The sequence below is a fragment of the Achromobacter sp. AONIH1 genome (assembly GCF_002902905.1).
Taxonomy (GTDB): domain Bacteria; phylum Pseudomonadota; class Gammaproteobacteria; order Burkholderiales; family Burkholderiaceae_B; genus Achromobacter.
This window is the reverse complement of record NZ_CP026124.1, coordinates 2,678,461-2,702,455: the sequence shown is the minus strand read 5'-3', so window position 1 is coordinate 2,702,455 and position 23,995 is coordinate 2,678,461. Positions and strand designations below refer to the sequence as shown.

19 protein-coding genes and 1 pseudogene are annotated in these 23,995 nt (G+C 68.8%); 15 read left to right on the top strand and 5 right to left on the bottom strand.

Annotation, left to right across the window (positions count from 1 at the left end; all coding sequences use genetic code 11):
• Positions 1 to 26 precede the first annotated feature (26 nt).
• On the bottom strand, positions 27 to 1,301 hold the full coding sequence (locus C2U31_RS12250) for a benzoate/H(+) symporter BenE family transporter (RefSeq protein ID WP_103273038.1): 1,275 nt from the start codon (positions 1,299 to 1,301) through the stop codon (positions 27 to 29).
• 114 nt (positions 1,302 to 1,415) lie between these two features.
• On the opposite strand from C2U31_RS12250, the gene C2U31_RS12245 reads away from it, so the two are divergent.
• A complete protein-coding gene (locus C2U31_RS12245) occupies positions 1,416 to 2,903 on the top strand; it encodes a PLP-dependent aminotransferase family protein (RefSeq protein ID WP_103273037.1) in 1,488 nt (495 codons plus the stop codon).
• A gap of 88 nt (positions 2,904 to 2,991) precedes the next feature.
• Here C2U31_RS12245 and C2U31_RS12240 read toward each other — a convergent pair whose 3' ends face one another.
• Together C2U31_RS12240 and C2U31_RS12235 are read right to left on the bottom strand one after the other, a co-directional pair.
• A complete protein-coding gene (locus tag C2U31_RS12240; RefSeq protein WP_103273036.1) occupies positions 2,992 to 4,959 on the bottom strand; it encodes a choline BCCT transporter BetT in 1,968 nt (655 codons plus the stop codon).
• Positions 4,960 to 5,072: 113 nt separating this feature from the next.
• A complete protein-coding gene (locus tag C2U31_RS12235; RefSeq protein WP_103273035.1) occupies positions 5,073 to 5,699 on the bottom strand; it encodes a TetR/AcrR family transcriptional regulator in 627 nt (208 codons plus the stop codon).
• A 190-nt stretch (positions 5,700 to 5,889) separates the two neighbouring features.
• Here C2U31_RS12235 and C2U31_RS12230 point away from each other — a divergent pair, with 190 nt between their 5' ends.
• The 5 genes and pseudogenes from C2U31_RS12230 (at position 5,890) to C2U31_RS12210 (ending at position 13,341) form a co-directional block, all read left to right on the top strand.
• A complete protein-coding gene (locus C2U31_RS12230; RefSeq protein WP_233772851.1) occupies positions 5,890 to 7,008 on the top strand; it encodes an efflux RND transporter periplasmic adaptor subunit in 1,119 nt (372 codons plus the stop codon).
• On the top strand, positions 7,005 to 10,133 hold the full coding sequence (locus tag C2U31_RS12225) for an efflux RND transporter permease subunit (protein ID WP_103273033.1): 3,129 nt from the start codon (positions 7,005 to 7,007) through the stop codon (positions 10,131 to 10,133). Before C2U31_RS12230 ends, C2U31_RS12225 begins: the two co-directional genes overlap by 4 nt.
• On the top strand, positions 10,130 to 11,629 hold the full coding sequence (locus C2U31_RS12220; protein WP_103273032.1) for an efflux transporter outer membrane subunit: 1,500 nt from the start codon (positions 10,130 to 10,132) through the stop codon (positions 11,627 to 11,629). The genes C2U31_RS12225 and C2U31_RS12220 overlap by 4 nt, the downstream gene beginning before the upstream one ends.
• A 168-nt stretch (positions 11,630 to 11,797) precedes the next feature.
• Positions 11,798 to 12,175, top strand: a pseudogene (locus tag C2U31_RS31220) (tyrosine-type recombinase/integrase); the annotation flags it as partial.
• Positions 12,172 to 13,341 carry a YhcG family protein gene (locus C2U31_RS12210; protein WP_103273031.1) on the top strand — a complete coding sequence of 390 codons (1,170 nt, stop codon included), beginning with the start codon at positions 12,172 to 12,174 and terminating at the stop codon, positions 13,339 to 13,341. The pseudogene C2U31_RS31220 and the gene C2U31_RS12210, both read left to right, overlap by 4 nt.
• 406 nt (positions 13,342 to 13,747) lie before the next feature.
• Here C2U31_RS12210 and C2U31_RS12200 read toward each other — a convergent pair whose 3' ends face one another.
• Positions 13,748 to 14,419: a TetR/AcrR family transcriptional regulator gene (locus tag C2U31_RS12200; protein WP_103273029.1), complete on the bottom strand. Its 672-nt coding sequence runs from the start codon at positions 14,417 to 14,419 to the stop codon at positions 13,748 to 13,750.
• A gap of 147 nt (positions 14,420 to 14,566) precedes the next feature.
• Between C2U31_RS12200 and C2U31_RS12195 the strand changes: the two genes are divergently transcribed.
• The 4 genes from C2U31_RS12195 to C2U31_RS12180 are packed head-to-tail and all read left to right on the top strand — an operon-like array spanning position 14,567 to position 18,710.
• The gene (locus C2U31_RS12195) at positions 14,567 to 15,802 is read left to right on the top strand and encodes an MFS transporter (protein WP_103273028.1); all 1,236 of its coding nucleotides are present in this window, start codon (positions 14,567 to 14,569) and stop codon (positions 15,800 to 15,802) included.
• 44 nt (positions 15,803 to 15,846) lie between these two features.
• Positions 15,847 to 16,653: a cyclase family protein gene (locus C2U31_RS12190; protein WP_103273027.1), complete on the top strand. Its 807-nt coding sequence runs from the start codon at positions 15,847 to 15,849 to the stop codon at positions 16,651 to 16,653.
• Positions 16,654 to 16,699: 46 nt separating this feature from the next.
• Positions 16,700 to 17,626: a 3-keto-5-aminohexanoate cleavage protein gene (locus C2U31_RS12185; RefSeq protein ID WP_103273026.1), complete on the top strand. Its 927-nt coding sequence runs from the start codon at positions 16,700 to 16,702 to the stop codon at positions 17,624 to 17,626.
• A gap of 28 nt (positions 17,627 to 17,654) precedes the next feature.
• Positions 17,655 to 18,710, top strand: a complete 1,056-nt coding sequence (locus C2U31_RS12180; protein ID WP_103273025.1) for an SMP-30/gluconolactonase/LRE family protein — start codon at positions 17,655 to 17,657, stop codon at positions 18,708 to 18,710.
• Positions 18,711 to 18,723: 13 nt separating this feature from the next.
• Here the strand turns inward: C2U31_RS12180 and ytfE are convergent, their stop codons facing one another.
• On the bottom strand, positions 18,724 to 19,443 hold the full coding sequence (gene ytfE, locus C2U31_RS12175; RefSeq protein ID WP_103273024.1) for an iron-sulfur cluster repair protein YtfE: 720 nt from the start codon (positions 19,441 to 19,443) through the stop codon (positions 18,724 to 18,726).
• Positions 19,444 to 19,598: 155 nt separating this feature from the next.
• Here ytfE and norR point away from each other — a divergent pair, with 155 nt between their 5' ends.
• The 5 genes from norR to C2U31_RS12150 all read left to right on the top strand — a co-directional run bounded on the left by norR (position 19,599) and on the right by C2U31_RS12150 (position 23,992).
• Complete coding sequence (gene norR, locus C2U31_RS12170) at positions 19,599 to 21,131, top strand: nitric oxide reductase transcriptional regulator NorR (protein ID WP_103273023.1); 1,533 nt, start codon at positions 19,599 to 19,601, stop codon at positions 21,129 to 21,131.
• Positions 21,132 to 21,157: 26 nt separating this feature from the next.
• On the top strand, positions 21,158 to 21,481 hold the full coding sequence (locus C2U31_RS12165) for a hypothetical protein (protein WP_103273022.1): 324 nt from the start codon (positions 21,158 to 21,160) through the stop codon (positions 21,479 to 21,481).
• Between the two features lie 201 nt (positions 21,482 to 21,682).
• Positions 21,683 to 22,327, top strand: coding sequence for an STN domain-containing protein (locus tag C2U31_RS12160; RefSeq protein ID WP_103273021.1), 645 nt, complete (start codon positions 21,683 to 21,685; stop codon positions 22,325 to 22,327).
• Complete coding sequence (locus C2U31_RS12155; RefSeq protein ID WP_103273020.1) at positions 22,324 to 22,899, top strand: RNA polymerase sigma factor; 576 nt, start codon at positions 22,324 to 22,326, stop codon at positions 22,897 to 22,899. The genes C2U31_RS12160 and C2U31_RS12155 overlap by 4 nt, the downstream gene beginning before the upstream one ends.
• A 103-nt stretch (positions 22,900 to 23,002) precedes the next feature.
• Entirely contained in the window at positions 23,003 to 23,992 is a 990-nt protein-coding gene (locus C2U31_RS12150; protein WP_103273019.1) for a DUF4880 domain-containing protein, read from the top strand.
• Positions 23,993 to 23,995: the final 3 nt, after the last annotated feature.

Below are 23,995 nucleotides of genomic sequence, written 5' to 3'. Positions count from 1 at the left end.
CGCGCCGACGATCGATAGGCGGGCGCTCAACGGCCCGGCGCGGGTTTGGCGGCGGCAGGCGCGGGATGCGCGGCCGCAGGCAAGGCGGCCCCCGCTTCGGCCCGCGCCTTGCGGCCCGGCCACCGGCCGTTCAGCGCCAGGTGCGCCAGCAGGCCGATGCACAGGCCCCAGAAGGCGCCGCCGATGCCGAACAGCTTGATGTTGGCGGCCGCCGCCAGGAAGGTGATCAGCGAAGCCTCGCGCGTCTTCGGATCGGCCAGCGCGCCGGCCAGGCTGCCGCCGATGGTGCCCAGCAGCGCCAGGCCCGCCAGCGTGGTGATGAAGGTCGCGGGAAAAGCCATGAAGACCGCCGCCAGCGTGACCCCGAACACGCCCACCAGGATGTAGAACACGCCCGCCGCGATGCCGGCGATCCAGCGTTTGGACGGATCCTCGTGCGACTCGCGGCCGGTGCAGATGGCGGCCGTGATGGCGGCGATGTTGAAGGCGTGCGAGCCGAACGGCGCCATCAGCAGCGAGCCCAGCCCGGTAATGGTCACGATGGGATTGGCGCTGGTCTTGAAGCCGTCGTTGCGCAGCACCAGCATGCCGGGCATGTACTGGCCGGTCAGCGTGATCAGGAACAGCGGCAGCGCCACGCTCAGCATGGCGTTGAGCGAGAACTCGGGCCGCGTGAACACCGGCGCCGCCAGGCGCAGCTCCAGCCCGCTCAGGTCGACGCGCTGCTGCAACAGCAGGAAGGCCAGGCCCAGCGCCAGGATGCCAACCACCGCATAGCGCGCGGTGACGCGCTTGAGGATCACATAGGCCGCGATCAACAGGCCGGCCAGCGCCGGATCCACGCTCACGCCGCCAAAAGCCTGGATGCCGAATTGCAGCAGGATGCCGGCCAGCAGCCCGGCCGCCACGCCCGGCGGGATCAGCCGGATCACGCGCTCGAACCAGCCCGACAGGCCCAGCAGCACGAAGGCCGCAGCCGACGCCAGGTAGGCGCCCACCGCCTCGGCGTAGGGCGTGGTGGCCAGTGCCGTCACCAGGAAGGCGGCGGCCGGGGTCGACCAGGCGGTGATGATGGGCTCGCGCGCGGCCCAGCTCAGGACCAGCCCGGTCACGCCCACCCCGATCGAGACCGACCAGACCCAGGAGGCCGTAAGCTCCGGGCTCAGGCCGGCAGCCTTGGCGGCCTGGAACACCAGGATGAAGGTGCCGCCGTAGTTGACGATGACCGAGATCAGCCCGGCGACGACGGGGTGGGCGAGATCGCTCCAGCGAGCGGGGGAATGCGGACGGACGGAAGACATGGCCTGAATGGGGTTCCTGGAGACGGCGCAGCCGGCATGAATCGATATCCGGATTTATAGTCCTGGAATGGCTGGCTGTTCCCCACCACTTTTTCACATAGATCCAGACCAATTGTGTTCAAGCACGCGCAACTCGAATCCGTCAAAGCCTGGGTCGGCGACCCCGCCCACGGCGCCCTGCCGCTGCACGCGCGCATCCACCGGGCCGTGCGCCAGCTGATCCTGGACGGCGCGCTGGAGGCCGGCCGCCCCCTGCCCGCCTCGCGCGCGCTGGCCCGGTCGCTGGGCGTGTCGCGCGACACGGTGGAGGCGGCCTACGGCCAGCTGCATGTGGAGGGCTTCATCCTGCGGCGCGTGGGCAGCGGCAGCTTCGTGTCCGAGCGGGCGCAGTACGCGCCCGGACGCGGCGCGGCCCGGCGCGCCAGCCCGCAGAAGGCGGCGCTGCGCCTGAGCCAGCGCGGCAGCGCCATGTTCCAGGACGGCGGCGTGCGCGAATTCCTGGCCCCGCGCGCCTTCGCGCCCGGCGTGCCGGAAACGCGCAGCTTTCCGCTGCCGACCTGGGAACGGCTGACGCGGCAGGTGCTCAAGGAATATGGCGCCCAGGCGCTGCTGCACAGCCCGCCGCAGGGCATGGAACCGCTGCGCCGGGCCATCGCCGACTACGTCAACCTGGAACGCGGCGCGCGCGCCACGCCCGAGCGCGTGCTGGTGCTGACCAGCTCGCAGCAGGCCTTGACGCTATGCGCCACGGTGCTGCTGGACGCCGGCGAGCAGATCTGCATCGAGGATCCGGTCTATCACGGGGCGCGCAAGGCCTTCGCCGCCGCCGGGCTGGAATGCGTGCCCGTGCCGCTGGATGCGGACGGCATGCGGGTGGAACGGCTGGACGATCCGGCCCTGTCGGCGCGGGCCGTGTATCTGACGCCCTCGCACCAGTTCCCCACCGGCGCCACGCTGGCGCTGGAACGCCGGCTGGCGGTGATCGACTGGGCGCGGCGGCGCCAGGCCTGGATCATCGAGGACGACTATGACAGCGAATTCCACTACGCCGGCAAGCCCACCGCCTGCGTGCAGGGCCTGGATCCGCAGGAACGGACGATCTATATCGGCACCTTCACCAAATCGCTGTTTCCCGGCCTGCGCATCGGCTACATGGTGCTGCCGGCGGCGCTGGTCGCGCCCATGACGGCGGCGCGCACGCTGCTGGACGGGCACAGCGCGCCGATCCCGCAGCTGACGCTGGCGCGCTTCATCGACGGCGGGCATTTCGGCGCGCACGTGCGCACCATGCGTGCCGTCTACGCCGAACGGCGCGACGTGCTGGCGCGGCTGGTGGACCGGCACCTGTCGCATTGGCTGCAGGCGCGCGTGCCGGCCGGCGGCATGCAGATGCCCTGCGTGCTGGCGCCGGGCCTGTCCGAGCGCCAGGCGCTGGACGCGGCGCGGCGGGAAGGGATAGACCTGCTGGGCCTCACGGGCCTGCACGCCTCGGCGCGGCACAAGGCCGGGTTCCTGATGGGATTCGCCGCCCATGCGCCGAACGAACAGGAAGTCGCCATCCGTAAGCTGGCCGGCGTGCTGCGCGCGCTGAAGCAACCCTGAAGGACGTCACGGGCGACCGCCCCATGTGAAAACGCCGGCGATTCCTTGCGGAACCGCCGGCGTCCTGGCCTGAACACGCCGTGGGCGCTCAGCGCACCATGTGCAGATAGTGACGGTGCCGCTCGTACTGGTCGAGGATGTCGCCGATGACCGCGTCGCGGCTCCAGCCCATGATGTCATAGTCCTGCCCGCCCTCGCGCAGATGCACCTCGGCGCGGAAGTACTTGCGCTCTTCCTCGTCGGCCGCCTCGTCGGGCGTGAGGCTGGGGCGCACGAAGGCTTCCGGCTTCACCGCGTAGGAGAAGTCCAGGTGTTCGCCGTGCGAGACCTCCAGCGCCACGCCGCCGTCGTCCTCGGCGTCCTTGACCTGCACCTCGTAGCCCTGCTTGCGCAGCTCGTCGGCCACATCCTCGAAGGCCGGACGCACCACGTCGGTGATGAAGCGCTGCACATGGGCGCGGCGCGGCATCATGACCATGTTGCGCAGGCGGCGTTCCCAGGACTGGCCGCCGCGCGCCGGGCGCGACAGCGTCAGCGACTGGTAGCGGATGCCGCGCTTGGTGGCGTCCAGTTTCAACGCCTTGAACAGCCCCCACAGCGACAGCAGCAGGATCACCGAGAACGGCAGCGCGCTGGCGATGGTGGCGGTCTGCAAGGCGGTCAGGCCGTCGGCCAGCAGCAGCGCGATGGCCACCGCGCCCATCAGCAGCGACCAGAAGATCCGCTGCAGCATGGGCGTGCGCTCGGCGCCGCCCGAGGCCAGCAGGTCCACCACCAGCGCGCCCGAGTCGGCCGAGGTGACGAAGAACACCGCCACCATGGCGATCGCCACGATGGACACCACGCCGCTCCAGGGCAGCTGCTCCAGGAAGGCGAACAGCGCCAGCGAACTGTCTCCCTGCACCGTCTCGGCGAAGCCCTTGATGCCGTCGACCAGGATGAAATGGATGGCCGTGTCGCCGAACACCGTCATCCAGAACAGCGTGAAGCCGGCCGGCACCAGCAGCACGCCGCTGACGAATTCGCGGATGGTGCGGCCGCGCGAGATGCGGGCGATGAACAGGCCCACGAAAGGCGACCACGCGATCCACCAGCCCCAGTAGAACAGCGTCCAGCCGCCGATCCAGTCGGTCGGCTCGTAGGCATACAGGTTGAAGGTCTTGTTGACGATGTCCGACAGGTAAGCGCCGGTGTTCTGCACGAAGGTCTGGAACAGGAACACGGTGGGGCCGGCCACCAGCACGAACAGCAGCAGCACCGCCGCCAGCACCAGGTTGGCCTCGGACAGGATGCGGATGCCCTTGTCCAGCCCGCTGGCCACCGACAACGTCGCCAGCCCGCAGGTGACGATGATGAGGATGATCTGCGTGGTCACGCCCACCGGCACGCCGAACAGATGGTTCAGGCCGCTGTTGATCTGCGCCACGCCCAGGCCCAGCGAGGTCGCCACGCCCAGCACCGTGCCGATGATGGCGAAGATGTCGACGGCATGGCCGATGGGGCCGTGGATGCGGTTGCCGATCAGCGGGTACAGCGCCGAGCGCAGCGTCAGCGGCAGGCCATGGCGATAGCAGAAGAACGCCAGCGTCAGCGCCACCACCGCGTAGATCGCCCAGGCGTGCAGGCCCCAGTGGAAGAAAGTGATCTTCATGGCTTCGCGCGCCGCGGTGGCGGTGCCGCCTTCGCCCACCGGCGGGGCCATGAAGTGCATGACCGGCTCGGCCACGCCGAAGAACATCAGGCCGATGCCCATGCCGGCCGAGAACAGCATGGCGAACCAGGTGAAGTTGCGGTAGTCCGGCTCGCTGTGGTCGGGCCCCAGCTTGATGTCGCCATACCGGCTCAGCGCCAGGAAGGCGACGGACAGCAGGATGATGGCGACCACCAGGATGTAGAACCAGCTGGCGTTGCCCAGGATCCAGCCCTGTATCGACTCGAACAGCGCCTGGGCGGTCTTGGGCACCGCTATCGCGAAGCCGACCAGCAACAGGATGAACACCGCCGCCGTGTAGAAGACAGGCCGGTTGATGGTGGACGGTCGGGTTTCTGAAGTCATGCAGCGCTCCTTTCGCCCGAGGGATGGAAAATGCGATGCGGCGCGGGCCCCCTCAGTCCAGCCTGCGCGCCACCTGCGTCGCGCGCCCGCCGGCGGACCGGCGGGCGGCGTGCTTATTCTGGCGTGGGTTCGCCGAAGACGATGCGGCGGAAGAACGCCGCCAGCACGGCCTCGGTGACTTCGTCGGTGATCGTCTGCGGATCAAAAGCGTAGCTGAACTGCATGCCGTCGGACAGGGCCAAGAGGCCCACCGCCAGTTTTTCCGGCGCCATGGGCAGCGGCGTGCCCACATGCTCGGAAAACTGCCGCACGTATTCGGCGACGACTTCGCGCAGCTCGCGCAGACAGGCGTTGAAGCCGACGCGGAACTGCGGATCCCGCGCCGCCTGCAGCTTGGCTTCCATCCACAACAGGAAACAGTCGTTCTCGCGGTAGTGGGTGCTGTAGTGGCGCAGCACGCATTCTTCCATCTGCGCGCGCGAGGCCCCCTCCTGCTCGAAGATGGCGCGCATCTCGGCCATGACGTGCTCATGGTCGCGCCTGAGCAGTTGCAGCAACAGTTCGGACTTGCTGCCGAAATTGGAATAGAAGGCGCCGCGGGTATAGCCGGCCTGTTCGGCGATGTCTTCCACGCTGGCGGCCACGAAGCCCTTGGTAATGAATATGGACTGGGCGGCGTCGAGCAGGCGCTGGCGCGTCTGATCGCGGCTCTGCTCTCGGGTTAGACGGACTTTGGACATGTAGGGATTTTAGCATTTGGCCTAAATTTCAAATACAGGATTGAATTTGGATTCATTAACGAATTAGAATCCATTCCGTATTTATTCAATCCGGTGTTTCCCCAAGCACCCCGCGAGGTATCCCGTGACTTTCCCTGGCTCTGACGCGCCCCCGGCGCGCGGTCCCGCCCTGGCGGCGGCCTCTTCTCCCCTGCGCGCCCGCGCCCGGCGCCTGCGCCGCGCGCTGCCGGCAGCGCTGGTCGTGGCGCTGGCCCTGGCGGGCTGCGGCCGCAAAGAGGCCGCGCCGCCCGCGCCCCGGCCCGTCGTCGCCATGCCCGTGCAGGCCGACGCCGCGCTGCCGGCCTGGACCCTGCCGGGCGAAGTGCAGGCGCGCTACAGCACGCCGCTGTCGTTCCGCGTCGGCGGCAAGATCGTCGAACGCCTGGTGCGCCTGGGCGATGCCGTGACGCCCGGCCAGATCGTGGCCCGGCTGGATCCGGCCGACGCCGCCAAGAACGCGGCCAGCGCCCGCGCCCAGCTCTCGGCCGCCCAGCACCAGCTGGACTACGCCAAGCAGCAGCTGGACCGCGACCGCGCCCAGGCGCGCGAGAACCTGATCGCCGCCACCCAGCTGGAACAGACCCGCAACGCCTACGCCTCGGCGCTGGCGCAGCGCGACCAGGCCGCGCAGCAATCGGCGCTGGCCGCCGACCAGCTCAAATACACCACCCTGCAGGCCGACCACGCCGGCGTGATCACCGCCGAGCGGGCCGACACGGGCCAGAACGTCTCGGCCGGCCAGGCGGTCTACAACCTGGCCTGGTCGGGCGACATCGACGCCATCTGCGACGTGCCCGAAAGCCTGCTGGCCAGCCTGGCGGTGGGCCAGCGCGCCAGCGTCACGCTCGGTCCGCTGCCCGGCCAGACTTTCGACGCCGTGCTGCGCGAGATCGCGCCCGCCGCCGACCCGCAGAGCCGCACCTACCGCGCCAAGCTCACGCTGGAAAATCCCAAGCCCGAGGTCCGCCTGGGCATGACGGCCAACATCAGCTTCAGCAACGCCAGCGCCAATGGCGCGGCGACCTACACGCTGCCGGCCACCGCGTTGTTCCATGACGGCAAGGACCCCGCCGTCTGGGTGGTCAAGCCGCAAGAGGACACGCTGGAACTGCGCCGCGTGCAGGTGCTGCGCTACGACGCCCGCACGGTCACGCTGACCCAGGGCCTGCAACCGGGCGAGCGCGTGGTCTGGCAGGGCGTGCATGCCGTGTCGGCCGGCCAGAAAGTGCGCGCCGTGCCGCCGCTGCACCCCGAGGACTTCGCATCATGAGCGGCGTGGATCAACAAGCCGGACAGGCCTCGCATCGCGACGAGGAAGGCAGCTTCAACCTGTCCGCCTGGGCGCTGCGCCACCAGTCGCTGGTGGTCTTCCTGATTTCGCTGGTCACGCTGTTCGGCGTGCTGTCGTACTCGCGGCTGGCGCAGTCCGAGGATCCGCCCTTCACCTTCCGCGTGATGGTCATCCGCACGCTATGGCCCGGCGCCACGGCCCAGCAGGTGCAGGAACAGGTCACCGACCGCATCGGCAAGAAGCTGCAGGAAACCCCGGCCACGGACTTCCTGCGCAGTTACTCGCGCCCCGGCGAATCGCTGATCTTCTTCACCATGAAGGATTCGGCGCCCGCGAGCAAGGTGCCGGAAGAGTGGTACCAGATCCGCAAGAAGGTCGGCGACATCGCGGCCACGCTACCGCAAGGCGTGCAGGGCCCGTTCTTCAATGACGAGTTCGGCGACGTCTACACCAACATCTACGCGCTGGAAGGCGACGGTTTTTCGTCCGCCCAGCTGCGCGACTACGCCGATTCGCTGCGCACCGTGCTGCTGCGCGTGCCCGGCGTGGCCAAGGTGGACTACTTCGGCGATCAGCCCGAACGCATCTACCTGGAAATCTCCAACACCCAGCTGACCCGGCTGGGCATCTCGCCGCGGCAGCTGGCCGAGGCCATCAACAGCCAGAACGCGGTCACGCACGCCGGCACGCTGACCACCGAGGACGACCGCATCTTCGTGCGCCCCAGCGGCCAGTTCGACGACGCCCGTGCGCTGGGCGACACGCTGATCCGCGTCAACGACAAGTCGATCCGCCTGGGCGATATCGCCGAGATCCGCCGCGGCTACCAGGACCCGCCGGTCGACCAGATGCGCCTGGCCGGCAAGCCGGTGCTGGGCATCGGCATCACCATGCAGCCCGGCCAGGACGTGGTGCACCTGGGCCGCGCACTGGCCGCCAGATTTGGCGAGCTGACCGCCCAGTTGCCCGCCGGCCTGACGCTGACCGAAGTCTCCAGCATGCCGCGCGCGGTATCGCACTCGGTGGATGATTTCCTGCGCTCGGTGGCCGAAGCCGTGGCCATCGTGCTGGCCGTCAGCCTGGTGTCGCTGGGCATGCGCACCGGCATGGTGGTGGTGATCTCCATCCCCGTGGTGCTGGCGGTGACGGCGCTGTTCATGGACATGTTCGACATCGGCCTGCACAAGGTCTCGCTGGGCACGCTGGTGCTGGCGCTGGGCCTGCTGGTGGACGACGCCATCATCGCCGTGGAAATGATGGCGGTGAAACTGGAACAGGGCTGGAGCCGCTCCCGCGCGGCCGCCTTCGCCTACACGAGCACCGCCTTCCCCATGCTGACCGGCACGCTGGTCACCGTGGCCGGCTTCCTGCCCATCGCGCTGGCCAAGTCCAGCACCGGCGAATACACGCGCTCGATCTTCGAGGTCTCGGCCATCGCGCTGATCACGTCCTGGTTCGCGGCCGTGGTGCTGATCCCTCTGCTGGGCTATCACATGCTGCCCGAGCGCAAACGCGAGGCGCACCTGCCCGACGACCACGAGCACGACATCTACGACACCCGCTTCTACCAGCACTTCCGCCGCTGGGTGGGCTGGTGCGTGGACCGGCGCTACCTGGTGCTGGGCGGCACGGTGATCGTCTTCATCGTGTCCATGACCGGCTTCAGCCTGATTCCCAAGCAGTTCTTCCCCAGCTCCGACCGCCCCGAGCTGCTGGTGGACGTGCGCCTGCAGGAAGGCGCGTCCTTCGCCGCCACGCTGCGCCAGGTCGAGCGCCTGGAAAGAGCCCTGGACGGCCGGCCCGAGATCGAGCACATGGTCAGTTTCGTGGGCAGCGGCGCGCCGCGCTTCTACCTGCCGCTGGACCAGCAGCTGGCCACGCCCAACTTCGCCCAGTTCGTCATCACCGCCCATTCGGTGGAGGACCGCGAGAAGCTGGCGCAATGGCTGAGCGGCAAGCTGCGCGAGGAATTCAGCGCCGTGCGCACGCGCCTGTCACGCCTGGAGAATGGGCCGCCGGTCGGCTTCCCGGTGCAGTTCCGCATCAGCGGCGACAAGATCGCCACCGTGCGCGCCACCGCCGAGAAGGTCGCCGCCCAGATCCGCGCCGACGCCCGCACGGTCAACGTGCAGTTCGACTGGGACGAGCCGTCCGAGCGCTCGGTGCGCTTCGAGATCGACCAGCAGAAGGCGCGCGAAGTCGGCGTCACGTCCAGCGACGTGTCCAGCTTCCTGGCCCTGACGCTGTCCGGCTACACCGTGACGCAGTACCGCGAGCGCGACAAGCTGATCAACGTGGAACTGCGCGCGCCGCGCGAGGAACGCGTCGACCCGGCCCGCCTGGCCACGCTGGCCATGCCCACGCCCAACGGCCCCGTGCCGCTGGGCAGCCTGGGGCAGCTGCGCTACGGCCTGGAATACGCGGTGATCTGGGAGCGCGACCGCCAGCCCACCATCACGGTGCAGGCCGACGTGGTCGCCGGCGCCCAGGGCATCGACGTGACCCACGCCCTCGACAAGCAGCTGGACGCGCTGCGCCAGGAGCTGCCTGTCGGCTATCGCATCCAGGTCGGCGGCAGCGTCGAGGAAAGCGCCAAGGGCCAGAACTCGATCAACGCCCAAATGCCGATCATGCTGGTGGTGGTGCTGACGCTGCTGATGGTGCAGCTGCAGAGCTTCTCGCGCGTCATGATGGTGGTGCTGACCGCGCCGCTCGGCCTGATCGGCGTGGTCGCCACGCTGCTGCTGTTCGGCCAGCCCTTCGGCTTCGTCGCCATGCTGGGCGTGATCGCCATGTTCGGCATCATCATGCGCAACTCGGTGATCCTGGTGGACCAGATCGAGCAGGACATCGGCGCCGGCCATCAACGCATCGACGCCATCGTCGGCGCCACCGTGCGGCGCTTCCGTCCCATCACGCTGACGGCCGCGGCCGCCGTGCTGGCCCTGATCCCGCTGCTGCGCAGCAACTTCTTCGGCCCCATGGCCACCGCGCTGATGGGCGGCATCACGAGCGCCACCGTGCTCACCCTGTTCTTCCTGCCGGCGCTCTATGCCGCCTGGTTCCGGGTGAAACACGACGAGCGCGCGGGAGCACAACAATGACCACCGTGAAATCCCCGCGCATCCCGGTACGCCTGACCATCCTGCCGCTGGTGCTGGCGCTGGGCGCCTGCGCCTTCGCCCCCGACCGCAAGCCGCCCGCCGCGCCGCAGCCGGCCCAGTACGGCGTGCAGACCCTGCCCGCCGCCGGCGCCACGGCGCAGGGCGTGGCCCAGCACTATGAACAGGGCGCCCAGCCGGTGCCGCAATGGTGGAAGCGCTATGGCTCGCCCGAGCTGGACGCGCTGGTCGAGGAAGGCCTGGCGAAAAACCCGGACCTGGCCGCCACCGGCCGCTCGCTGGCCGCGGCCCGCGAGCAGCTGCGCGGCCAGATCAACTCGTCCCTGATGCCCAGCGTGGACGCCGGCGGCGAGGTCTCGCGCAAGCGCGCGCTGACCATGCCCGGCCTGCCCGATCCCACCAAGCTCTACAACATCTACACCGGCCAGATCCAGGCGCGCTACGAGGTGGACATCTTCGGCGCCGCGCGCTTCGCCAACGAGGCCGAGAGCGCGCGCGTCGAGCAGCGCGCTTTCCAGCTGGACTCGGCGCGCCGCGCGCTGGCCGCCAACATCGTCACCGGCGCCATCCGTTCGGCCGCGCTGGCCGAGCGGGTCGCGCTGACGGAAAAGCAGGCCGTGCTGTCGCGCCAGGTCGCGCGCGACGCGCAGCGCCGTTACGAGCTGGGCTCGGCCTCGCAAAGCGAAGCGCTGGACGCCGACCGCGACGCCGCCAACCTGGAAGCCTCGCTGCCCGGGCTGTACGCCGAATGGCAGTCCACCCGCCACGCGCTGGCCGTGCTGCTGGGCCGCACGCCCGACCAGGCGCCGCCCGACCTGGCCTTCGGCGCGCTGACGCTGCCCGCTCATGTGCCGGTGCTGGTGCCGTCGGATCTGCTGGCCTCGCGCCCGGACATCCTCGCGGCGGAAACGGCGGTGCGTGCAGCCGCCGCCGATGTAGGGCTGGCCACCGCGAAGCTCTTTCCCAGGCTGAGCCTGACGGCCTCGATGGGCAAGGGCGGATTCAACTGGCCCGGCGCGCTGTCGAGCGCCGGCTCGATCTGGGGCATGGGCGCCTCGCTGACGCAGCCGATCTTCCATGGCGGCCAGCTGCTGGCCGAGCGGCGCGCGGCCAAGCTCATGTACGAGGCCTCGATCGAGCAATACAAGCAGGCGGTGCTGTCCGCGTTCCAGGACGTGGCCGACACGCTGGCGCGGCTGGAAGCCGGCAGCCAGGCGCTGGCCGCGGCCGAGTCCTCGCGCCGTTCCGCCGAACAGTCCTATCGCAATACCGCGAGCCGCGTGCGGCTGGGCGCGCTGGCGCCCTATGCCGGCCGCGCCAGCGAGCAGCGCTTCATCTCGGCGCGATTGGCCGAGGTGCAGTACGCCACGCAGCGGCTGACGGAAACGGCGGCGCTGTTCCAGGCCATGGGTTCGCCGGCGCAGGCGCCCGCCCAGGAACCCGCCAAGGAGGCCGCCGCCCCCGCCGCGCAGCCCTGAACCAGACCCCCGACACGTTCCTCGTGTCTTGGCCCCGCGTCTCCCCTGGCGCGGGGCTTTTTTTGTTTCACGATGACTCCAGTGCCGCGATTCGCTGGACTACGCCAAGGTTCGATACAGCAGGTTCATCAATCACTTAGGCGAGTTCAACATATGCCGGAGCTTTCCAAAAACGGCGGCGACCCGAGCACCGCCAGGAACGCCGCCCGTAAGGCACCGACCATGAAGGAGTTTTGCCACACCTTCATGGAGGACTACTCGAAGCAGCGCAACAAGCCCGGCACGCAGCGCGGCTCTATCAGGGCTTCATTGATCGTTGCATCATCCCGATGCACGCACGGTATCCGCCATCTGGCGACGACTGGCATTGCCAAGTCGGGAGTGCCGACCAAGGTGGACAGGAAGCTCACAGGCCACAAGACCATGGCGATGTTTATGCATTATGTTCACACCGAGGACAGGCCGCTGCGCGATGCGGCCGAGTTGGTGGCGAATCAGCGGCTGGCGATTACCGGGACATCCCGTTCTATGAAGGTGACAGCATGACAACAAGGAAGACGCCTGCGGCAGCGGGGAAACGCAGCGCCTTACCGGTTGGCTATGCCGGCATCCACGGTGGCATTGTGGAGTTACTGGATGCTGCGCGCCAGGCAGCGGCGCGCAGTGTCAATGCGCTGATGACGGCCAGCTATTGGGAGATTGGCCGCCGGATCGTCGAAGCCGAGCAGAAGGGCAAGCGGCGGGCCGGTTACGGTGAGCAGTTAATGGAACGCTTGTCCGCCGATCTAACGACCCGATTCGGGCGCGGGTTCAGCCCGGACAACCTGGAGAACATGCGGCGCTTCTTCGTTGCTTATCCCTTGTCTGCAATTTCCGAGACACTGTCTCGGAAATCTGGAGACGGACTGCCCATCGAGAATTCCGAGACGGTGTCTCGGAAATTCGACCTCTCAAAACTGGCCCAGGTCTTCACTTTGCCGTGGTCGGCCTATGTCCGGCTGTTGTCGGTCAAGGATGACCATGCCCGCCAGTTCTACGAGGCCGAGGCGTTGCGCGGCGGCTGGAGCGTGCGCCAACTCGACCGGCAGATTGGAAGCCAGTTCTACGAACGTACGGCCTTGTCCAAAGACAAGGCGGCGATGCTGGTCAAGGGGGCAGTGGCCAAGCCCGAGGATGCCGTCACGCCCAATGACGCCATCAAAGACCCGTATGTGCTGGAGTTCCTCGACCTTAAAGACGAGTATTCGGAATCCGACCTGGAAGCGGCCTTGATCCAGCGTCTGGAGTACTTCCTGCTGGAACTGGGTGAAGGGTTCACCTTCGTCGGGCGGCAGCGCCGGTTGCGCATCGACCAGACCTGGTATCGGGTCGATCTGCTGTTCTTCCATCGCAAGCTGCATTGCCTGGTCATTGTCGACCTGAAGCTGGGCAGCCTGACCCATGCCGATGTGGGGCAGATGCACATGTATTGCAACTATGCCAAGGAACATTGGGCCTACCCGGATGAGAATCCGCCGGTGGGCCTGATCCTGTGCGCGGACAAGGGCCATGCTCTTGCGCGGTATGCGCTGGACGGCTTGCCGAACAAGGTGATGGCGGCGAACTATCGGACGGTATTGCCAGATGCCGAGTTGCTGCAAAAAGAGCTGGAGAACACGCGGCGTCTGCTCGAATCTCGCGGAACGCTGTCTCTCAAAGACGACAAGCCGTAGTCGTGTGTCCCGGCGTACCGCCGTCGGGCTCGTGGACTTCACCCTGTGCTTCATGCCGAATCACAGCCATTCGGCGCTGATTCCTGACGCCTCCGGCCTGGATCGTTGATCCGGGCCTGCGCGTGCTGCGCACTTGCCAACGACGGGTGTGTGGCTAAGTGGGGGGTACCGGCCACTTCCATCGTCCCCATCAGCTGCGAGGGATTGGGCGCGGTGACCTGGTTCAGGATGGTGGTGGCGCGATGTTGACCACCGGCACGCCGTTGCTCGTGCCCACGGTTTGACGGCGCATCGAGCCGGATCACCTCTCCGTCGCACGCAACGACACGACATCGTTTGCCGAACGCAGCCTGAACCGATCGACAGGGCCCATGCCCCTTCCTCTTCCTGTCCCGCACCGGCCAGATCAGGCGCGCTCGAGCCCCGCCCGCATGCCCGCGACGATGAAGCGCACCAGGTACTCCGCCTTGTTCTTCAAGTCGCCGGCATGCGTCTGGCCCTCGGAGATGCGTTCGATGCGGCGGTCGAACACGCTCATCACCAGGGCGCCCACCGCGTACAGATAGGCCCAGTGCGCGTAGTCCGGATCCTGCCTGGGCAGCACGGTCCGGATCGCATGGACGAACTCCACGGCGAACGGATCGAAATACTCCGCCACGATGCCGCGCTCGGCTTCGCGCGGGTCCGACACTTCCCTGGCCACCAGCTTGGCGTAGGCCACGCCGGCCTCCCCGCCCTGCGCCTGCACCACTGGCAAAACCAGCGCGCGGACGATGTGCTCCAGCGGGTCCACGCCCGGCGCGACGGGCGCATGCAAGGCGGTCAAGCGGGCGTCGAGCAGCGTCCTGAAACGCTCGAACAGGGCGCGGTACAGATTCTGCTTGGTCTCGAAGTGATAGACGATCAGGGGCAGGCCCACGCCGGCCTGCGCCGCGATGTCGCGCATGGACACGCCGTCGAATCCTCCCTGTGCGAACAGCTGTTGCGCCGCGTCCAGGATCCGGTCGCGCTTGCTGACGGCGGCGGGCGCCTGGGTCCGGGCCGTGGCCGCTTTCGTGGGCACAGGCTTTGCTGGCATGCATCTCTCCTCTGGGATGGCCTGGAATTTTAAGGAGGTCATGGTAGCCCTGGTTTTCCCTAGGGGCTCGATGGATTGACCAAATAAACTGAACGATCGTACAGTCAGTTTTCCATAAGAGACGATCAAAAACGTCAGGAGACAAGCATGGCCCCTTCCCCATCCACTTTGAAATGGCGCGTGCTGGCCGGGTACTTCCTGAGCTACATGTTCGATGCCGTGGACATCCTCATCCTGGCGATCGCCATGCCGGCGATTTCGGCGTCGCTGCAGATCGGCCCGATGCAGGCCGGGCTGCTGGCCACGGCCACCCTGCTCGGCATCGGCATGAGCGGCCTGGTCATGGGGCCGCTGGCCGACCGCTGGGGCCGCCGCAAGGTGCTGCTGCTGTCGCTGGGCAGCTTCGGCGCGCTGACGATGGCGGTTGCCGGCGCCACCGACTGGCGCGAAGTGCTGGCGCTGCGATTTCTCTCGGGCCTGGGCCTGGGCAGCGTCTGGGGCATCGCCGCCGCCCACGTGAACGAAACCTGGCCGGCGCACCAGCGCGCGCGGGCCACCTCCTTCGTGCTCAGTTCCTTTTCCATCGGCGCGGCCATCGCCGCCGCGGCAGCCTCCTACCTGCTGCCCGCCCATGGCTGGCGCGCGCTGTTCTTCGTCTGTGGCGCGGCGGTCGTGATCGCCATGGTCTACGTCTGGCGCTACGTGCCCGAATCCGAGACCTGGCTGGCCGACCGCCAGCGCAAACGCGCCGGCGCGCCGCAAGGCGCGGGCGGGCAAGGCGTCGCCCCGCTGTTCGCGCCGGCCCTGCTGCGCGTGACGCTGCTGGGCACGATGGTCTCGGCGCTGACGCTGGCCGCGTACTGGGGCGCCAGCACCTGGCTGCCGACCTTCCTGCAAAAGGAACGCGGGCTGGAGACGGGCACCATGGCGCGCTTCCTGGTCCTGCTCAACATCGGCATGTTCGTCGGCTACAACGCCTTCGGCTATATCGCCGACCGCGTCGGCAAGAAAAAGGCCCTGATCCTGTCGCTGGTCTGCTCCGGCCTGCTGCTGCCGTTCTACGTGCAGGCCACGGATCACCTGCTGCTGCTGTGGCTGGGGCCGGTATTTGCTTTCTTCATGGCCTTCGCCGGACTGATGGGCTCGTACTTCGCGGAACTGTTTCCCACCCAGCTGCGCGCCACGGGCGCGGGCTTCTGCTTCAACGTGGGACGCGGCATCTCCGCCTTCGCGCCGCTGCTGCTGGGCTCGATGTCCGCCACCTTCGGCTTCGGCCCGAGCATCGCCGCCTGCGGCGGCGTGTTCGTGATCGCCGCCGCCGTGGTGCTGCTGCTGCCCGCCGGCAAGACAGCCGCCGCCGAAGAACCCGTCGCCGCGCACTGAGCCCGGCCGCAACCACACTCCCCAACACAAACAGGAATTCCGCCATGACGCGCCGCTTCGTCGATCTGTCCATCTACCTGGAGAACGATGTCGTCTCCGATCCGCCCGCCTTCAAGCCCGAGATCCAGTACTTCACCCACGAGCACACGATCGGCCAGATCGAGCCGTTCTTTCCCGGCCTGAAGAAGGAAGACCTGCCCGACGGCGAAGGCTGGGCCGTGGAGAAGGTCACGCTGTCCACCCACAATGGCACGCATCTGGATGCGCCGTTCCACTTCCACAGCACCATGGACAAGGCGCTGGGCGAGAAGAAGCGCGCCTGGACCATCGACGAAGTGCCGCTGGAATGGTGTTTTCAGCCTGGCGTGAAGCTGGACTTCCGTCATTTCGGCGACGGCTATGTCGTGACCGCCGCCGACGTCGAGGCCGAGCTCAAGCGCATCGGCCACACGTTGCAGCCGCTGGAAATCGTGGTGGTCAACACCCGCGCCGGCAGCCGCTACGGACATGATGATTTCGTGTCCGCCGGCTGCGGCATGGGCTACGACGCCACCATGTACCTGCTGGAGCGCGGCGTCCGGCTGACGGGCACCGACGCCTGGAGCTGGGACGCGCCCTTCGTCCATACCGCCGAAAAATATGCCCGCAGCCACGACGCCGGCCTGATCTGGGAAGGCCACAAGGCCGGCCGCGACATCGGCTACTGCCACCTGGAAAAGCTGCACAACCTGGAAGCGCTGCCGCCCGACGGCTTCTACATCAGCTGCTTCCCGCACAAGATCCGCAATGCCTCGGCCGGCTGGACGCGCGCCGTCGCCATCTTCGACGACGCGCTGATGCCCGCGGCCTGACGGCGCGCGCCGCCCGCTCATTCAACGCCCCCTGGAAGCACCCGCCATGACCAAGACCATCATCAGCTGCGCCATCACCGGCTCGGTCCACACGCCCACCATGTCGCCCTACCTGCCCTGCACGCCCGAGGAGATCGCCGCGCAGAGCATCGCCGCCGCGCAGGCCGGCGCGGCCATCATTCACCTGCACGCGCGCAATCCGGCCGACGGCAGCCCCTCGCCATCGGCCGACGTGTACATGCAGTTCCTGCCGCGCATCGCCGAGCAGACCGACGCCGTGCTCAACATCACCACCGGCGGCAGCGTGACGATGACGCTGGAGCAGCGCCTGGCGGGCGCGCTGCGCGCGTCCTCGGAAATGGCCTCGCTGAACATGGGTTCGATCAATTTCGCCATGTTCCGCATGGCCGAGAAACCACGTCAGTGGAAGCACGATTGGGAAGTGCCCTATCTGCAGGCCACCGAGGACGGCATCTTCCGCAATACCTTCCGCGACATCCGCTACATCCTCGAAACGCTGGGCAAGACGCACGGCACCCGCTTCGAATTCGAGTGCTATGACATCGGCCACCTCTACAACCTGGCCTACTTCGTCGAGCAGGGCCTGGTCAAGCCGCCGTTCCTGATCCAGTCGGTGTTCGGGGTGATGGGCGGCATCGGCGCCGATCCGGAGAACGTGCTGCTGATGAAGCAGACGGCGGACCGCCTGTTCGGCAAGGACTACGTCTGGTCGCTGTTCGCCGCCGGCAGGCAGCAGATGCCCTTCGTGACCATGGGCGCGGTGATGGGCGCCAACGTGCGCGTGGGCCTGGAGGACAACCTGTTCCTGGGACGCGGCCAGCTCGCCACGTCGAACGCCGAGCAGGTCGCCAAGATCCGCCGCATCCTGACCGAGCTGGGCATGGAGATCGCCACGCCCGACGAGGCCCGCCAGATCCTGCAGCTCAAGGGCCGCGCCAACGTCGCCTTCTGATACCGGCCGCGCAACAAGGAGCCCGCCCATGGCAGCGTCCAATCCCCTGGACGGATACACCGTCGATCCCTCGACCATCCGCTACGTCGGCCGCGAACTGCAGCGTCCCGAGTGCATCCTGGCCGAGCCCGACGGCACGCTGTGGGCCGCCGACGCGCGCGGCGGCGTCACCCGCATCGCGCCCGACGGCTCGCAGCGCTACATCGGCCAACGCGCGGACACGCGCTTTGGCGACGGCGCCGACGACGCCGGCGCTGCCGTGCAGGCCCGCTATACGCAAGGCACGCTGCCCAACGGCCTGGCCTTCGCCGCCGACGGCAGCATCCTGATCTCCAACTTCGGCACCGACCGGCTGGAAATCATGGACCGCGACGGGCGCACCCGCACGCTGATCGACAACATCGACGGCCAGCCCATCGGCAAGGTCAATTTCGTGCTGCGCGATACCAGGGACCGCGTCTGGCTCACCGTCTCGACGCGGGTGAACCCATGGACCCGGGCGCTGGCCGACCGCGTGCGCGACGGCTACGTAGCGGTGCTCGAAGATGGCCGCATCCGCGTGGTGGCCGACGGATTTCACTTCACCAACGAAATCCGGCTCGACGCCCGCGAGCAATGGCTGTACATCGTGGAAACCACCGGCCCGCGCATCACCCGCATGCGGCTGGACGAGTCCCGGCCAGGCGAAGTCAGGCTGGTCGACCGCGAGATCTTCGGCCCCGCCCACCTGGGCGGCCTGCCCGACGGCATCGCGTTCGACGCGCACGGCAATCTGTGGGCCACGCTGATCATGGTGGACCGGCTTATCGCGCTCACGCCCCAGGGCGACATGCGTTTGCTGCTGGACGACGGCGACGCCGAGGCCAGCGCCAACCTGATGCGGCGCTTCGACGCGGGCACGCTGCGCAGCGAGGACATGCAGCGCGCGCGCGGCGCCATCGCGCCGTGGATGGCCAGCATCACCTTCGGCGGCCCGGACCTGCGCACCGTGTATCTGGGCAGCCTGTTCGGCACGCGCATTCCCTGCTTCCGCTCGCCCGTTCCCGGTCTGCCGATGGCGCACTGGCCAAGGGCAGGCCGCTGAACGCGCGCCGGACTCAGCTGGCGCCTGCGCAACACCCGCCCGCCGGCGTGCTGACCGGCGCGCTCCGCGCGGCGGGCGCCATGGCGTTCTCGAACAGGATGTTGTTCTCCATGTGGATATGCGCCATCAGGTCTTCCTTGAAGGCGCGCAGCCCCAGGTAGAGCGCGCGCCAGGTATTGCAGGCGGCGCGCGGCAGCGTGATGTTGTTCGTCAGCGCCAGCAGCCGTTCCAGCGCCACGCCGTGATCGTCGTGCTCCATGCGCATCACCGTGATGGGCATGGCCGCCATCGCGCCATGGCCGCGCGCCAGCAGCGGGAACAGCACCTGCTCTTCCTTCTGCATGTGGCTCTCCAGCTCCTGGCTCATGGTGCGCAGGTGCTCGGCCAGCCCGGTGGGGCAGTCGGGGCTGTCGGCGTGCACCTGTTCCACCTTCAGCGACAGCCGGATCAGTTCGGGCAGCTGCTGGCGATGCACCTCGTGGTAGCGCGCCAGGATGTAATCGATCAGATCGGCGGGGCTGGCCGCGTTCCAGTCGGGCATGTCGGACGGCTGCCGCGCCAGCTCCATCAGGCGCGCCTCGATGCGGCGGGCGTCCAGCGCCCGCTCGGCGGCGGCATCGGCCAGGCTTTTCTTGCCGCCACAGCAGAAATCCAGCTCGTATTCGTGAAACACCTGCGTGGCGCCAGGGATGCTGCGGGCCAGCTGGCCCAGGGATTGCTCGACCAAACTCATTGCGTCTCTCCAAGGTACGTGACGGTGCTTCTTCCAAAGCGAATTCCGTGCCAGCAAAAAGTTTGAGCCGGATCAAGCACTTGCGATTCCAAGGGTAGCCATGACCCTGCCCGATGCGGGTAAATGGAACCCTGAACGGTACAAATCACCCCGCCATGCAAAACCTGCTCCTGGCCGACCTGGTCGTCGATCTGCCCCCCGCCGTGCGTCTGCAACGGCTCGTCTCCAGCGTGCGCGCGCACTTCTCCTGCGGCGCCGTGGCCCTGTTGCAACTGGAGGAAGACCATCTGCGCCCCGTGGCCGTGGACGGCCTGACCCAGGACGCGCTGGGCCGGCGCTTCGCGGTGCAGCAGCATCCCCGGCTGGCCGCCATCCTGGCGCGCCGGGGCGTCACCTGCTTCCATCACGACAGCACCCTGCCCGACCCCTACGACGGCCTGATCAACGGCATGGCCGGCGAGCCCCTGCCGGTGCACGACTGCATGGGCACCAGCCTGCATGTTGAGGGCCAGCCCTGGGGCGTGCTGACGCTGGACGCGCTGGAGGTCGGCACCTTCGGCGCCGAGGCCCAGTCCGAATTGCGCGGGCTGATCATGCTGGTGGAAGCGGCGCTGCGCACCACGCGGCTGGAGGCCGAGACGCGCGCGCTGCGCCTGACGCGGGGCCAGTCCCGGGCCGACGGTACGCCCGCCGACAACCACGAGATCCTGGGCCAGAGCGAGCCCATCGCCCGCCTGCTGCACGAGATCGACGTGGTGGCGGACTCGGAACTGCCCATCCTGCTGCTGGGCGAGACCGGCGTGGGCAAGGAACTGTTCGCGCACCGCGTGCACCGGCTGTCGCGACGCCGCGCCAAGCCGCTGGTGCACGTGAACTGCGCCGCCCTGCCCGAGTCGCTGGCCGAGAGCGAGCTGTTCGGCCACGCCAAGGGCGCGTTCTCGGGCGCGGTGGCCGACCGGCCCGGCCGCTTCGAGGCCGCCAACGGCGGCACCCTGTTCCTGGACGAAGTCGGCGAACTGCCGCTGCTGGTGCAGGCCAAGCTGCTGCGCGCGCTGCAGAACGGCGAGATCCAGCGCCTGGGCGACGACCGTCCCCGGCGCGTGGACGTGCGCATCGTGGCCGCCACCAACCGCAGCCTGAAGGACCTGGTGCGCGACGGCGACTTCCGCGCCGACCTGTACCACCGGCTGTCGGTCTATCCCATCGCCATCCCGCCGCTGCGCGAGCGCGGCAACGACGTGCTGCTGCTGGCCGGCCGCTACCTGGAACAGAACCGCGCCCGGCTGGGCCTGCGCAGCCTGCGGCTGGCGCTGGACGCCGAAGAGGCGCTGCGCCGCTACCGCTGGCCGGGCAATGTGCGCGAGCTGGAGCATGTCATCAGCCGCGCCGCCATCAAGGCGGTGAGCCGGGGCGCCAACCGCAACCACATCGTCACGCTGGAGGCCGGCCTGCTGGACCTGTCCGGCGCCGACCAGCGTCCCCTCGCGCCGGCGCCGGACGCGCCGCCCGCCACGACGCCGGACGGCGCGCTGCCTGCCTTGCGCGACGCCGTGGACGCCTGCCAGCGCCAGCACGTCCGGCTGGCGCTGCAAGCGCACGACGGCAACTGGGCCGCGGCCGCCCGCGTGTTGGAGGTGGACCCCAGCAACCTGCACAAGCTGGCGCGCCGGCTGGGCTTGAAGGGCTGAGGGCCGCGCGCTACCATCCCTGCCCCATGAAAAGAACGCTGATCCGCCTCGCCCTCTGCCTGCTCGCCGCGCCCGCCCTGGCGCAGGCCGGCGACCTCGACAAGGCCAATTGCACCTACAAGGGCATCCCGCTGCGCGGCAAGGTCCAGATCGTCAACGCCTTTCCCGACATCAAGATCGAGGTCGTGAACGCCTTCGAGGACATCCGCGTCGAGCGCGTGCGCGCCTTCGCCAGCAGCTGCGGCAAATGGGAGATCGTCACCGCCTTCCCGGACTTCAAGGTCCAAATCGTGCGCGCCTTTGGCGACATCAAGGTTTCCTGGGTGACGGCCTTTCCCGGCATGCGCTGATCGGGCGCCGCCCGCGCTCCCCGCCAGCGCCCCAGCCGCGTCGGCATCCGCGCCAGATGACGGCCGCCGCGCCTGCCGTCATCTGACTGCAACCAAAGCTTCATCTTCGCGCCCTACCATTGCGGCTCCCTTCCCGTCTGCCGGCCGCCCGCGCCGGGTGCCCGCGCGTATGAAGCTCCCCGCTGCCCTGCCCCTTGCGCCGTGTCCGACGTCCGCGTGTCCCGCGGCGTGAAGCGCCTGCCGCTGATGCTGGCCGCCGGCCTGCTGGGCGCCGCGCTGTCGGCCGCGCAGGCCCAGCCGGATCCCGTCCATGCCTTCGACTGGCCGCGCCAGCCGCTGCATGACGCCCTGCAGCGCTACAGCGAGCTGACCGGCGACTCGGTGCTCTACGACGCCGGCCATGTGGCCGACAAGACCGCGCCCGCCCTGTCGGGCCGCTACAGCTCGCGCGACGCGCTGCAAAAGCTGCTGGCCGGCAGCGGCCTGCAAGCCATCTACACCACCCCGCGCGCACTGATGCTGCGGCCCCTGCCCGCGCCCAAGGCCGCGCCGGACGCCGCCCGCCTGCGCTACTACGGCCAGATCCAGGCGCGCGTGCTGTCGGCCCTGTGCGCGCGCCCGGCGCTGCGCGTGGGCGAATACCGCGCCGCCTTGCGGATCACTCTGGACGCCTCCCACGCCATTGACGGCGTGCAGGTCCACGCGGACGGACGTCCGGACATGGAGCCCGGCCTGCGCAACGCGCTGGCCGGGCTGCCGATGGGCGCGCCGCCGCCCGGCTTCGGCCTGCCCGCCACGCTGCTGATCCTGCCCTCGGCCAACGGACGCGAGGCCTGCGCACGATGAGCGGAGCGGGGCTGGCCGCGCTGAGGCGGCTGATCGCGGAGCGCTACGACGCGCTCAGGAACCAGGTCTCGCGGCGCCTGGGCGGCGCCTCCGACCTGGCCGGCGACGCCTTGCACGATGCCTATCTGCGCCTGTCCGCGCGCGACGACCTGGACGGCGTGCGCCATCCGCAGACCTATCTGGTCAACACCGCCGTGCACGCGGCCATCGACCGCATTCGCCAGGACACCCGCCTGCTCAGCGAGAACGAGGTCAGCGAATTCTTCGAGCTGGAGGACGAGACCCCTGGCCCGGCCGAGATCGCCCAGTCGCGTTCGGACATGCAAGGCATGTTCAAGGCGCTGGACATGCTGACGCCGCGCCAGCGCGACATCCTGGTGGCGGCGCGCGTCGACGGCTTGTCGCGGCCCGAACTGGCGCAACGCTGGGGCATTTCGCTGCGGCTGGTCGGACGCGAACTGCAGACCGCGCACGAGCACTGCCTGCGCGCGATGCGGCGGGCGCAGGACGTCGCCACGCCCGGCCAGCCGCCCGTCGAACCGGGCCGGCGCGGACAGCGAGCGAAGAAATAATGCAAGCAAGTGTGTATTTCGCGCGTTTGGCGTGCCGTTTTGCCGTCGCCCAAACGTCTAAGCAAGAGAACGGCGCTTCCGCCCGCGCCGCCCGAACCCGCCCATGAACACCGCACACCGCCCCGGCTCTCCCGACGACGACGCGATCGAACGCGAGGCACACGCCTGGGCGCGCGTCCTGGGCGCGGGGTCGCCCACCGTCCAGGACGGCGAAGCCTTCAAGGCCTGGCGCGGCCAGAGCCCGGCGCACCAGCGCGCCTGGGCGCAAGCCAGCCGCGCCTGGCGCGAGCTGGGCGGCGTGGTGCAAGCCTATGCGGCCGAGCGCCCCGCCCAGGCGCGCCCGGACCGCCGGGCGCAGGCGCCATTCTCGCCCCGGCGGCGCTGGCTGCTGGCCGGCGGCGCCGGCGCCTTCGCCAGCCTGGCGGCCGTGGGGCTGCTGCGACCGCCGCTGGGCCTGTGGCCGTCCTATGCCGAAATGCAGGCGGATTACCGGACCGCCACCGGCGAGCAGCGCCGCTATGCGCTGGACGCGCAGCAACTGACGCTGGCGCTGAACACGCAGACCAGCCTGAACGTCGCCACGCGCGACGGCCGGCCGGAGATCGAGCTGGTGGCCGGCGAGGCGGCGATCCAGGCCCGGCGCGACCAGCCTTGCCTGGTGAAAGCCGGCGCGGCGCGCCTGTTGCTGGCCGACGGCGATATCGAGATCCGCCGGCTGCGCGGCCAGCAGGTGCAGCTGCGCTGCAACGCCGGTCAGCTCGAAGTGCGCCATCCGCAAGGCGCGCTGCGGCTCGCGGCCGGCATGCAGATCGCCTACGACGACGATGCCCTGGACGCCCCCGCGCCGCTGCCGGCGCGGCCCTCGGACTGGCGCGCGGGCGTGGTCAGCTTCCATGACCTGCCGCTGGAGCAGGCGATCGACGAGATCAACCGCTACCGCCCGGGGCGCGTGGTGCTGATGAATGGAGATTTGGCGCGGCGCCGCCTGAGCGCCCGCTACGAGGTGCAGGACCTGGACCAGGCCATCGCCCAGATCCAGCAACTGTACGGCGCGCAAGTGCGGCGCGTGGGCGATCTGGTCTTCCTTAGCTGAGAC

Excerpts from the sequence above, each read along its gene's own strand:
- C2U31_RS12250 (WP_103273038.1), bottom strand. The coding sequence starts at position 1,301 with ATGTCTTCCGTCCGTCCGCATTCCCCCGCTCGCTGGAGCGATCTCGCC.
- C2U31_RS12240 (WP_103273036.1), bottom strand. The coding sequence starts at position 4,959 with ATGACTTCAGAAACCCGACCGTCCACCATCAACCGGCCTGTCTTCTAC.
- C2U31_RS12235 (WP_103273035.1), bottom strand. The coding sequence starts at position 5,699 with ATGTCCAAAGTCCGTCTAACCCGAGAGCAGAGCCGCGATCAGACGCGC.
- C2U31_RS12225 (WP_103273033.1), top strand. The coding sequence starts at position 7,005 with ATGAGCGGCGTGGATCAACAAGCCGGACAGGCCTCGCATCGCGACGAG.
- C2U31_RS12220 (WP_103273032.1), top strand. The coding sequence starts at position 10,130 with ATGACCACCGTGAAATCCCCGCGCATCCCGGTACGCCTGACCATCCTG.
- C2U31_RS12210 (WP_103273031.1), top strand. The coding sequence starts at position 12,172 with ATGACAACAAGGAAGACGCCTGCGGCAGCGGGGAAACGCAGCGCCTTA.
- C2U31_RS12200 (WP_103273029.1), bottom strand. The coding sequence starts at position 14,419 with ATGCCAGCAAAGCCTGTGCCCACGAAAGCGGCCACGGCCCGGACCCAG.
- C2U31_RS12195 (WP_103273028.1), top strand. The coding sequence starts at position 14,567 with ATGGCCCCTTCCCCATCCACTTTGAAATGGCGCGTGCTGGCCGGGTAC.
- C2U31_RS12190 (WP_103273027.1), top strand. The coding sequence starts at position 15,847 with ATGACGCGCCGCTTCGTCGATCTGTCCATCTACCTGGAGAACGATGTC.
- C2U31_RS12185 (WP_103273026.1), top strand. The coding sequence starts at position 16,700 with ATGACCAAGACCATCATCAGCTGCGCCATCACCGGCTCGGTCCACACG.
- C2U31_RS12180 (WP_103273025.1), top strand. The coding sequence starts at position 17,655 with ATGGCAGCGTCCAATCCCCTGGACGGATACACCGTCGATCCCTCGACC.
- ytfE (WP_103273024.1), bottom strand. The coding sequence starts at position 19,443 with ATGAGTTTGGTCGAGCAATCCCTGGGCCAGCTGGCCCGCAGCATCCCT.
- norR (WP_103273023.1), top strand. The coding sequence starts at position 19,599 with ATGCAAAACCTGCTCCTGGCCGACCTGGTCGTCGATCTGCCCCCCGCC.
- C2U31_RS12165 (WP_103273022.1), top strand. The coding sequence starts at position 21,158 with ATGAAAAGAACGCTGATCCGCCTCGCCCTCTGCCTGCTCGCCGCGCCC.
- C2U31_RS12155 (WP_103273020.1), top strand. The coding sequence starts at position 22,324 with ATGAGCGGAGCGGGGCTGGCCGCGCTGAGGCGGCTGATCGCGGAGCGC.
- C2U31_RS12150 (WP_103273019.1), top strand. The coding sequence starts at position 23,003 with ATGAACACCGCACACCGCCCCGGCTCTCCCGACGACGACGCGATCGAA.